Origin of the sequence: Nonomuraea sp. 3N208 (genome assembly GCF_052245935.1) — a bacterium.
Taxonomy (GTDB): domain Bacteria; phylum Actinomycetota; class Actinomycetes; order Streptosporangiales; family Streptosporangiaceae; genus Nonomuraea.
Genome location: NZ_JBQQBR010000065.1, coordinates 39,585 through 50,211 on the forward strand (window position 1 = coordinate 39,585; position 10,627 = coordinate 50,211).

A 10,627-nucleotide genomic window follows, 5' to 3' on the forward strand; every position below is an offset into this window, starting at 1 on the left:
CCGACCTGCGGTAGGCGTCCGCCGGCGCGCCGGCGGACGCCTACCCCCCGCGCCCCTGCTCCACGACTCCCCAGGAGGCGCGGGCAGGGGCACGGAAGGCGGCACACGCAGCGCGGCCAGGGCCCAAGGGTGGGCGACGCGCTATGCGCCGTGGATCAGACCACCGCCCCGGTGCCCGTACGGTCGCGTGGCGCGGTGCGCCTGGCCGGCGGAGCGGGTGGGCGGCGGTCGAACCGGGCCAGCACGACGGCCGCCGGACCGGCCACGAACGCCGACGACAGCGTCCCCATGACGATCCCGGCCACCAGCGCCATGGCGAAGTCCCGCAGCGAGTCCCCACCGAAGACCATCAACGCCACCAGGATGAACAACGCGCCCAGCCCGGTGTTGACCGTCCGCGGCAACGTCTGCACGATCGCCCCGTCGACCGCCGCCGCCAACCCCCGCCGGGAGGTCCACAACTCCCGCACCCGGTCGAACACCACGACCTTGTCGTTGACCGAATACCCGACGATCGTCAGCATCGCCGCCACGAAGATCCCGTCGATCGGCTTGCCCAGCCACGCGAACAACCCGACCACGACGGTCACGTCCACCAGCAGTGCCAGCACCGCCGCCGCCCCGAACGTCCACCGGAACCGGACCGCCAGATACACCAGCTGCATGGCCACGGCCACCCCGAGCGCGACGAGGGCGTTACGCCGTAGCTCCTCGCCCAGGCTGGGCCCGATGAACTCCTCGCGCGTCTTGCTCACCTCGCCCCCGTGAGGCTCCAGTGCCTGCTCGATCCGGGCCACCTCCTCCAGCCCGAGCCGCGCCGCCCGTACCGTGACACCGTCGTCCGTGGACTGGACCACCGCCGCGGGGAACCCGGCCCGTGCGACCGCCTGCCCGGCGACGTCGGCGGGGACCGGCTTGGACGTGGCGAACTCCACGAGCCGCCCGCCGGTGAACTCCACGCCGACGTTCAGCCCGCGAACCAGCAACCCGGCCACGGCCACCACCGCCAGCCCGCCGGCGATCGCCAGCCACACCCTCCTGGCGGCCATGAGCCGCGGCTTCCTGCGCGCCAGCCAGGTCCTGACCACCCCCTGCGAGGCCAGCCCGGACGCGCGCGGCCCGATCCTGCCGATGACGCCCTGGACGAGCACACGGGTGATCAGCATGGCGGAGATCAGCGAGGCCAGCACGCCGATCGCCAGCGTCACGCCGAAGCCCTTGACCGGTCCCGAGGCCAGCCAGAACAGCAGCCCGGCCGCGATCAGGGTGGTGACGTTGGAGTCGGCGATCGCGCTCCACGCGTTCTTGAACCCCAGGTCCAAGGCCCGCCTCAACCCGCGCCGGGAGTCGTGCTCCTCCCTGGCCCGCTCGAAAACCAGCACGTTGGCGTCGATGGCCATGCCGATCGCCAGCACGAACCCGGCCAGCCCCGGCAGCGTGAACGTCGCCCCCATCGCCACCAGCGCCGCGTACGAGATCAGCCCGTAGCAGGCCAGCGCCACCGCCGCGAGCAGCCCGGACAACCGGTAGACCGCCACGATGAACACCGCCGTCAGTACGAGCCCGGCCACCGCCGCCTTGGCGCTCGCGTCGATGGCCGCCGCGCCGAGCGTCGGTCCGACCGTACGCTGCTCTACCAGGGCCAGCGGGACGGGCAGCGCCCCGCCCTTGATGAGCACGGCCAGATCGCGGGCCTCCTCGTGGGTGAACGACCCGGTGATGTCCGCGCGGGCGCCCGGGATGCCGGTACGGCACGGGATCGACGGGTCCAGCGGTGGCGAGGAGATGATCTCCGCGTCGAGCACGATGGCGATCCTGCGTCGGGGATCGCCCTGCGGCTCGCACGCCGCCGCCCCGGTCAGCCGCTGCCAGGCGTCGGCGTCGCGGAAGTCGATGGTCACCCACCAGCCGGGACCACGCTGGGGATCGCTCTGCTCGACCGCATCGGCCACGCCGTCGCCGGTGATGGCCGCGGGACCGAGCGTGAGCGGTTCGCCGTTCTCGTCGCGTCCCCCTGAAGGATCGCCGGCGCCGAGGACAGGATGGAAGGCCAGCTGCGCGGTCCGGCCGATCACCTCGGCCGCCTGGCGCGGGTCGAGTACGCCGGGCAGCTCGACGATGATCCGTTTCTCGCCGGAGCGGACCAGGCTGGGATCGACCACGCCGAGCGCGTCCGCCCGCTGGCGGAGCACGTCGAGTGCGCGGTCGGTGGCCGCCGCGTCGGCCTTGACGGTCGGCGAGTTCTTCGCCTCGAACACGAGCTGGGTGCCGCCGCGCAGGTCCAGGCCCAGGCGCGGCGCAGTGGTGAGGGCAAGTGCTAATGAGATCGCGATGACGGCGAGCGCCGCCACCGCACGCCAAACAGGCGCACGGTACATGAAGCCTCCACAGGCTCAGATGTGCAGAAAAGGGAGTCTCAGAACCCTGTGGAGGGAGGCCCACGCGCCGGCGCCGCAGCGGGCCGGCGGCCGGCCGGAGCGTCCGTGCCGGGACGCGCGACGACGGCGGCCCACGTGGCCGTCGGGTACGGAAGGCCGGACGGGAGCACGGCGGTCCCGGCCGGACCCGCCAGGCCGAGCAGGCCGTGCCGGACCTGCATCGCGGTGTGGCGGTAGGGCTCCTGCCCCAGCCCTTGCTGCTCCTGCGCCCGCCAGGCCGCCACCACGTGCGGGGTCGCGCCGTGGTGCGGGGCGGGCTGGGCGTGGGAGGTCGCGGGCAGGAACCAGGACAGCAGGAGGAGCAACGCGGCAGACAGCCTGGTCCGCACCGTCCCCTCCCCCTATCGCCCTGCCCCCACCGTAGCGCGCCGGAGCGGCCGGGAAGAGTGGAGCCGGCCTTCTCGCCGGACGATCAGGACGACCTTTGCGGGGAGTCCTGATCGAGGGGCCGCGAGCCGGGGTGCGAGGAGGCACGGGCCAGGACGTCGCGGATGAGGGTGACCACCTCGCCGGGGGTGAACTCCATCGCGTTGTCGCCGACGCTGATCTCGAAGCTGCATCGGCCGGGGTCCGGCGCGGACCGAACGCGGCCCCAGAGCTGGATGCCGCGTTCGCTGAGGATCTGCTCGCCGGCCTGCTCGACGGCGCGCCGAGAGGCCGGGAGATGGATGTGGAACAGCGGCGTCTGCGGAGGGTCGGGGTAGGCATGGGCGGCGCCGTCGGCGTTGATCGCGGCGGCGATGGCGATGGCGTGGTCGCGGTAGGCGGGCATCCGCGAGGCCAGCGTGTCCAGGCCGACCAGGGCGGCCAGGGCGAGTGGCCAGGCGTCGCGGATGCCGCCGCCGAGCCTCTGGCGCCAGACTCTCGCGGCGTTCACCGTGGCGGCATCGGAGGCGAGCACTGCGCCGCGCACGCCCTGCAAGCTCTTGTAGAGCGAGACGTACACCGTGTCGAACAATGCGGCGATCTCGTCGAAGGGCCGACCGTAGTAGGTCTGGGCCTCCCAGAGCCGGGCGCCGTCCAGGTGCGCGGCGGCCCCGCTCGCCCGTACGAACGCCACCTGCTCACACAGGTCGGGCCACTCCGGAAGCAGCCCACCTATGTCCCGCTGCGGCAGCTCCCAGACCGCCGCGGCGAGCGGCTCGCCGATCGCCGCCAGATCGTCGGCGGTCATCAGCTCGTGCGGGTCGCCGGTGCGGCGCAACCGCAGCCCGTGGACGGCGTTGTAGCCCTGCTCCTCCCACACCTCCAGATGAGACTGCGGGTGGGCGGCGAAGGTACGGCGTCCGCGCCGGTCGGCGTGCAGGCGCAACGCGACCTGCTGGGCCATCGTCCCGCTGGGGAAGAACAGGGCGCTCTCCTTGCCGAGCAGGTCGGCCAGCCGCCGCTCCAGCACCGCCACGGGGCCGTCGGGACCATCCGCCGGGGTGTCGTCGTCCACCAGTGCCAGCATCTGTTCCAGCATCAGGCGCGGTGTGCGACGGATCGGCGCGTGCAGGAACAGTGACCGCCGTACAGCCGCGGTGGTGTCGGGCATATGCGTCCCCTTTGTTCTTGCAATATATGTGCATCAATTGCCAAAACCTTACCAGGGTTGGGTATGTTCGGGCAGCGGCCTGAGACCGGTGTTACTGAGTGCCCATCAAACGGCTCTCCCACGCCCAGGATGCGATCTGGACACGGTTGCGTACGCCGAGCTTGTGCTGGATGGCGGAGACGTGACCTTTGACCGTGCTGAGCGAGATGAACAGCTCGGCGGCGATCTCCTGGTTGGTGCGGCCCCTGGCGATCGCCCGGACCACCTCGACCTCCCGCTCGGACAGCGGCTGCGCGGGCCGGCGGGCGGACGGCGTCCCGCCGGGCGTCACGTGGCGCAACAGCCGCAGCGTGATCGACGGCGAGATCAGCGCGTCGCCCGCGCTCGCCGCCCGCACGGCCTCCACGAGCAGGGCCGGTCCCGCGTCCTTCAACACGAAACCGACGGCGCCGGCGCGCAGCGCGCCGTAGACGTACTCGTCGAGGTCGAAGGTGGTCACCACGACCACCCGCAGCGGGGCCGGCACACCGGGCCCGGCCAGGGCGCGGGTGACCTCGATGCCGTCCGCACGCGGCATCTGGACGTCCACCAGGCACACGTCCGGACGCAGCCGCCGAGCCAGGGCGATCGCCTCGTCGCCATCGCCGGCCTCGGCCACGACGCTGATGTCGGGCTGGTCCTCGAGGATGACCCGCAGACTGGCGCGGACCATCGCCTGGTCGTCGGCCAGCAGGACGCTGATCGTCATCGGCGGTCCACCGCCTGGAGCTCGGCCGGCAGCAGTCTCGTCGTCATCGGACCTCCCGCTTGTCCGGCAGGGGAAGGGTGGCGAGCACGGACCAGCCGTTGCCTGGACGCGGTCCCGCGTGCAGCGTGCCGCCCAGGGCCTCCAGGCGTTCCCGCATGCCGAGCAGACCGAAGCCGCATGGGCGGTAGGGGCTGGCGGAGGCCGGCGGCCCGTCATCGGCGATCACGACCGTGACGGCGTCGTGCTGGCGGGTGACGGTGACCTGGACGGAGCGGGCGTGCGGGGCGTGGCGGGAGACGTTCGTCAGCGACTCCTGGACGACCCGGTAGACGGTGCTGGCCACTTCGGGCGGCCAGGCCGGCTCGTCGTCATCGTCGTCGGGCAGGCGTAGGTGCACGGCGGGGCCGTCGAAACGTTCGACCAGGTCGGCGAGGCTTTCCTGGCCGGGCGTGGGCGGGTCGCCGGCTTCACGCAGCAGGCCGACGAGGCGGCGCGTGGCGGCCAGCGCGTCGGAGCCGGCGGCCTCGATGCCGGACAGGGAACCGTCCAGGCGTTGGGGCTGCTTGCGGGCGAGCACCTGGGCGGCCTGGGCCTGCAGGACGATGCCAGTGACATGGTGGGCGACGACGTCGTGCAGTTCTCTGGCGAGTTGAAGGCGCTCGTGGCGGCGTACGTCCTCGGCCATGGTGCGGCGGCGAGCGGCGAGCAGCCGCGAGCTCAGTCCGATCGTCACCGCGCCGAGCCATCCGGCGACGTTCAGCATCGTCACGGGCGGGAGGACGGTCTGGGTCAGGTTGCCGGTGAGCAGGCTGCCGGCGGCCACCGCGAGCCCTCCGGCCGCGACCGCGCCCGCAGTGAGGGCCGGGAGCTCCGCGACCGCCGAGCCCACCAGCACCGCCAGGGCGAGGGTCATGGCCGGGCCCGGCTCGGCCGGCAGATCGGCGAACGTGGCGACCAGCACGGCCGCCGCCGCCACGGCTAGGCCCGCGACCGCCGTCCACCTGCGGCTGCGCCGACGCGCCAGGGCCAGCCCGCACACCACCGTCCCGGCCGCGCACCCGAACTGCCAGTAGTCGCCGCCCCAGGTGTGGGCGATCTGGTAGGCCACGAAAGCCAGCAGCCCGGCGAGCGCCGTCCCGAGGACGGCGTCGGCCGCGGCACGGGCGCGCCCGGTCAGTCGATCCCGGACATTCACGCCGCCCAGGCTAGGCGGGCGGCACCCGCCCGATGAACCGGCCGAAAGTACGATCCGGGCCGCCGCGAACCCTGCTTTCAACCTGTGCGGGGTCCTGATCGCCAACGTCGGGGACGCCGCCGTGGCGGCCGAGCCGGCCGGCTGCTCGACTCCGCCGGGCAGCGCGCCCCCGGCCCCGCCTGCTCCTGCTCCTGCTGCGCAGGCTCCTGGTACTGCTCGCCAACGGCCTGGCCCATCGGCCGGATCGAGCGGGCCGTCCGGGGACCGGCCGTGCTGTGCCTGGCCTTCGGGGTGTCGCGCCGCTGGGCCGGTTGCCGCTGACCAACTACCTGACCGCGACGGTCCTCGTCCTGCCGATCGCCCGCGCCGTGGGACTTCGCCGGTCGCACGCACAGCAGGGCCACGATGTCGGTCGGGTCGCTGTGGTAGCCGAGGCGCCCGCTGTGCTCGTAGCTCTTGGTGCGTGCCTGCGCCGGGTCGGCGCCCGTGTCCCGTACGTGCATGAGGGGCGCCTTGCCCGGGCCCTGCGGGACGATGCCGCCGACGTGGCAGCCGAGCCCGAGCGCGGCGATCCCGCACTGACGCTCGCTCATCCCGCCCGTCGGCAACCCCTGGACCAGCACGAATCCGCGGCCGTCCACGAGCTCCTCACGCACCCGCCGCAGGACGGGGCCGAGCGTCGGCAGTGGGAAGCCCTCCTGGGTGATCTCGCCCGCCGACTGCGCCGCGCGCACGGCCGCGAGCACTTCCTGCCGGTGCTCTTCGTCGAGCGGGATCCGCCAGGCGTCGCTGTCGCGGATCTCCGCGCTCAGCCACTCCCCCGGCCCCAGCGCCTGTGCGACCGTCATCGTCCACGCACCACCTCTCCGCCATCGATCTTTGGGCTCACCATGACGCCCGCCGGCGCCCATCGCGCCCCCTCATCGCCCACGGCGGAACGTCTTCACCCACGGCGGAAGCGCCGTCAGGCCAGCGAGTCGATCCAGCGTTCGAGGCGGTGGCCCTCCGTCGCCATGAGGTCGGGGTCGCGGAAGGTGTTGGTCAGCAGGGAGATGCCCTGGTACGCGGCCATGAGGGCGATCGCGAGCTCGCGCCCGTCGTCGCGCCCCATGGCGGCGAACTGCCGCTCCATCCAGTCGACCAGCTCCCCCATGACCTTGGCGATCGCGCGGTCGAGGCCGTCGTCGCGTTTGTCGAGCTCGGAGGCGAGGGTGCCGGTGGGGCAGCCGTACTTGGCCGCGAGGTCGCGTTGCTCGATCCACCCGTGCACCAGGGCCTTGAGCCGCTCCTGCGGGGTGGGGAGCTGCTCGAGCCGGGCGATCATGGACTCGAGCTCGCGACCGTGGGCGGCGATGGCGGCCTCGATGAGCTGGTCCTTGGTCTTGAAGTAGTAGTAGACGTTGCCCACCGGAACGTCGGCCGCGCGGGCGATGTCGGCGAGCGTCGTCTTCTCGACTCCCTGCTCGTGCAGCACCCGCACGGCGGCGCCGGCCAGGCGATCGCGCTTCCCCGAGCGTGTTGAGTTAGCCACCTGACTCACTATAGACAGGCGCCTCGCTTGCCCGCTATGGTCCTCGAAGTAAGTCAGCCAACTAACTAACTCTGCGAGGTACAACCATGATCGTTGTCACGGGTGCGACGGGCAAGGTCGGCGGAGAGCTGGCCCGGCTGCTCGCCGCCGCGGGCGAGCAGGTGACCGCGGTCTCCAGGAGATCCGCGCCGCTTCCTGTGGGTGTCCGGCACAGCGCGGCCGACCTGGGCGAGCCGGCCGGTTTGAAGGCCGCATTCGACGGCGCCGACGCGTTGTTCCTGCTCGTCGCCGGGCAGGAACCGCAGGCAGTCCTGGAGGCCGCCGCGGCGGGCGGGATCCGGCGGGTCGTCCTGCTCTCGTCTCAGGGTGCCGGGACCCGGCCGGACGTGTACGGCCACCCCGTGGCGTTCGAGGAGGCCGTCCGCGGGTCGGGGCTGGAGTGGACGATCCTGCGGCCGGGCGGCTTCGACTCCAACGCCCTGGCCTGGGCCGAGCCGATCCGCGCCCACCGTACGGCCGCCGCGCCGTTCGGCGACATCGCCCTGCCGACCGTCGACCCGGCCGACCTCGCCGAGGTCGGGGCCGTGGTGCTGCGGGAGGACGGGCACGCCGGGCGTACGTACACGCTGACCGGGCCGCGGGCGGTCACCCCGCGCGAGCGTGCCGCCGCGATCGGAGCGGCGCTGGGCGAGGAGGTGCGGTTCGTGGAGCAGACCCGGGAGGAGGCACGCCAGCAGATGCTGCAGTTCATGCCGGAGCCGGTCGTCGAGGGCACCCTCGCCATCCTGGGCACACCGACCCCCGCCGAGCAGCAGGTCAGCGCGGATGTGGAGCGGATCCTGGGACGTGCGCCGCGCACCTTCGCCGACTGGGCCGCCCGCAACGTCGCGGCCTACCGCTGACATGAAGGACCTGACCGGCTCGGCGGAGTCCTTCCTGGCCGAGCCGCGCGTGGCCACGCTCACGACTCTGCGGCCCGACGGATCCCCGCACGTTGTGGCCGTGCGCTTCACCTGGGACGGTGCCGCCGGCGTGGCCCGCGTGCTGACCGTCGCAGCCTCACGCAAGGCCCGCAACCTGGTGCGGGGCGGCCGCGCCGCGCTCTGCCAGGTCGAGGGGTTCCGCTGGGTCACCCTCGAAGGCGCCACCACGGTGTCCGACGATCCGCGCCGGGTGGCAGAGGCCGCCCGCCGCTACAGCCGACGCTACGGTTCGCCGCCGCCCGCGCCGCCCGGCCGGGTCGTGATCGAGATCGCGGTGGACCGCGTCATGACACTCAACACCTGAACAGGACCTGAAAAATGCCCATTCAGAACGTGCTCGATTCCACCATGTCCTACCGCGAGCTCGGCGCCGGCGCGCCGATCGTCTTCCTGCACGGCAACCCGACCTCCTCGCACCTGTGGCGCAACGTCCTGCCCGCCATCGGGCACGGCCGCCGCCTGGCCCCCGACCTGATCGGCATGGGCGAGTCGGGCAAGCCCGCCATCGACTACACCTTCGACGACCACGGCCGCTATCTGGACGCCTGGTTCGACGCCCTCGACCTCGACGACGTGGTGCTCGTCGGCCACGACTGGGGCGGCGCGCTGGCCTTCGACTGGGCCGCCCGCCACCCGGACCGGGTACGCGGGATCGCCTTCACCGAGGCCATCGTCAAGCCGATGAGCTGGGAAGAGCTCCCCGAGGGCGGCCGCGACCTGTTCAGGGCGATCAAGACCGAGGGTGTGGGAGAGTCCATGATCCTCGACGACAACGCCTTCCTCCTGGAAGGGCTGCCCAACTCGGTCGCCACGCCGCTCGCCGAGCACGACGTGGCCGCGTACGCGCGGCCGTACCCAACCAGGGAGAGTCGCCTGCCGGTGCTGCGCTGGGCTCGCTCGTTGCCGCTGGGCGGGGAGCCGGCCGACGTCGTGGCCTGGATCGAGGCGTTCGGCCGGTGGCTGGCGGCCAGCGTGGAGGTGCCGAAGCTGCTGATCGGCTTCCGTCCCGGCCCCGGCACGATGTGGACGGACGAGACCCTTGCCTGGTGCGCGGCGAACGTGGCGTCACTCGAGATCGTTCAGCACGAGGAGATCGCCGGGCACCACACCCCGGAGGACCATCCCCTGGCCATCGCGGCGGCCGTGGCGGAGTGGATGGCCAAGCACCGCCTGAGCTAACCGGCCAGCTGGAAGTGCCAGACGACCAACGAGGGCGTTCCACCGATGGCCGCCCGCGCCGCCTCGGGCGCCAGGTCGCTCAGGACCCACGGCCAGACGTCCCACGGTCCCAGCGTGTCCGTCGCGGCCGGCGCGGGCCCGTCCGCAGGCGGGATCAAGGGCTCCTCGCAGCGCCTCACCTGGAGTCCGGCCGCCAGGGCGGCGCGGACGTAGTCGCCGATGAGGTGGCGATGGGTGGCCAGCCGCGCCGGTCGCCCGTCGTGCAGGCGTATGGGCGGGACGATGCCTCGCGCCACCCCTTCGGGATGGATGTCCGACGTGATCACATGCCCGCCCGGCCGCAGCACTCTGGCGAACTCGGCGAGCACCGGATCCAGCGCAGGCACGTGCGTCAGCGCCAGCGAGCAGACCACCAGGTCGACCGAGTCGTCGGGCACGGGAAGGCGGCACAGGTCGCCGTGGAGGAACTCGACGTGCGGCACCCGCTCGCGCGCCCGGCCGAGCATGTCGGGCGAGCTGTCCACGCCGCGGACGCGATGCCCGCGCTCCGTCAGGAACGCCGCCATCCGGCCGGTACCGCAGGCGGCGTCCAGTGCGTCGCCCGCGGGCAGCGCGCCGACGATCTCTCCGATGATCGGCTCGTCGATGTCGAACGTCGAGTTGCCGTCGTCGTACGTCTTCGACCACATCTGGTAGCCATCGACCGTGTCCACGCGGGCCACCTCCACGCCGGCGTCCGCCAGGGACTCGTCGTCGAGGAGCTTGCGGATCTCGGCGAGGCGGGCGTCGACGAACTTCCTGTCATATTCGCCGGTGAACGAACGCAACAGCGCGAGGCCTTCCAGGCCGAGGACGTAGGCCAGGGGATGTTCGTAGATCACCGGCGTCACGCTAGTGCCGCGTCAGGCCACGTTCGCCCTGTTGACGATCTTCCGTAGGCGGGGGTTGTCGGTGTTGCGGTTTCGCCAGGCGATGTAGCGGCGGATCATGCTGCCCTGCTCGCGGTGGCTGGCATG

Annotated in this window: 11 protein-coding genes; 3 read left to right on the plus strand and 8 right to left on the minus strand. The window is 72.6% G+C overall.

What is annotated here, in order from left to right; all coding sequences use genetic code 11:
* Window positions 1-155: 155 nt before the first annotated feature.
* The 7 genes from secD to ACTWPT_RS54730 all read right to left on the minus strand — a co-directional run bounded on the left by secD (window position 156) and on the right by ACTWPT_RS54730 (window position 7,449).
* On the minus strand, window positions 156-2,378 hold the full coding sequence (gene secD, locus ACTWPT_RS54700) for a protein translocase subunit SecD (protein WP_443185489.1): 2,223 nt from the start codon (window positions 2,376-2,378) through the stop codon (window positions 156-158).
* Between the two features lie 38 nt (window positions 2,379-2,416).
* Window positions 2,417-2,767: a hypothetical protein gene (locus ACTWPT_RS54705; RefSeq protein WP_443185490.1), complete on the minus strand. Its 351-nt coding sequence runs from the start codon at window positions 2,765-2,767 to the stop codon at window positions 2,417-2,419.
* Window positions 2,768-2,850: 83 nt separating this feature from the next.
* Entirely contained in the window at window positions 2,851-3,975 is a 1,125-nt protein-coding gene (locus ACTWPT_RS54710; RefSeq protein WP_443185491.1) for a threonine aldolase family protein, read from the minus strand.
* Between the two features lie 91 nt (window positions 3,976-4,066).
* Window positions 4,067-4,723, minus strand: coding sequence for a response regulator (locus ACTWPT_RS54715; protein ID WP_443185492.1), 657 nt, complete (start codon window positions 4,721-4,723; stop codon window positions 4,067-4,069).
* Window positions 4,724-4,766: 43 nt separating this feature from the next.
* On the minus strand, window positions 4,767-5,918 hold the full coding sequence (locus ACTWPT_RS54720; protein ID WP_443185493.1) for a sensor histidine kinase: 1,152 nt from the start codon (window positions 5,916-5,918) through the stop codon (window positions 4,767-4,769).
* Window positions 5,919-5,995: 77 nt separating this feature from the next.
* A complete protein-coding gene (locus ACTWPT_RS54725; protein WP_443185494.1) occupies window positions 5,996-6,766 on the minus strand; it encodes a TauD/TfdA family dioxygenase in 771 nt (256 codons plus the stop codon).
* 116 nt (window positions 6,767-6,882) lie between these two features.
* The gene (locus ACTWPT_RS54730; protein WP_443185495.1) at window positions 6,883-7,449 is read right to left on the minus strand and encodes a TetR/AcrR family transcriptional regulator; all 567 of its coding nucleotides are present in this window, start codon (window positions 7,447-7,449) and stop codon (window positions 6,883-6,885) included.
* An 86-nt stretch (window positions 7,450-7,535) separates the two neighbouring features.
* Between ACTWPT_RS54730 and ACTWPT_RS54735 the strand changes: the two genes are divergently transcribed.
* From ACTWPT_RS54735 to ACTWPT_RS54745, 3 genes are read left to right on the plus strand one after another with little or no spacing between them, the layout of a single operon-like run.
* Entirely contained in the window at window positions 7,536-8,351 is an 816-nt protein-coding gene (locus ACTWPT_RS54735; protein ID WP_443185496.1) for an NAD(P)H-binding protein, read from the plus strand.
* Window position 8,352: 1 nt separating this feature from the next.
* On the plus strand, window positions 8,353-8,736 hold the full coding sequence (locus ACTWPT_RS54740) for a pyridoxamine 5'-phosphate oxidase family protein (RefSeq protein WP_443185497.1): 384 nt from the start codon (window positions 8,353-8,355) through the stop codon (window positions 8,734-8,736).
* A 14-nt stretch (window positions 8,737-8,750) separates the two neighbouring features.
* A complete protein-coding gene (locus tag ACTWPT_RS54745) occupies window positions 8,751-9,611 on the plus strand; it encodes a haloalkane dehalogenase (protein WP_443185498.1) in 861 nt (286 codons plus the stop codon).
* Here the strand turns inward: ACTWPT_RS54745 and ACTWPT_RS54750 are convergent.
* Window positions 9,608-10,492 (minus strand): class I SAM-dependent methyltransferase, encoded by an 885-nt coding sequence (locus ACTWPT_RS54750; protein WP_443185499.1) that lies wholly within the window; start codon window positions 10,490-10,492, stop codon window positions 9,608-9,610. The genes ACTWPT_RS54745 and ACTWPT_RS54750 overlap by 4 nt on opposite strands.
* Between the last annotated feature and the right edge of the window lie 135 nt (window positions 10,493-10,627).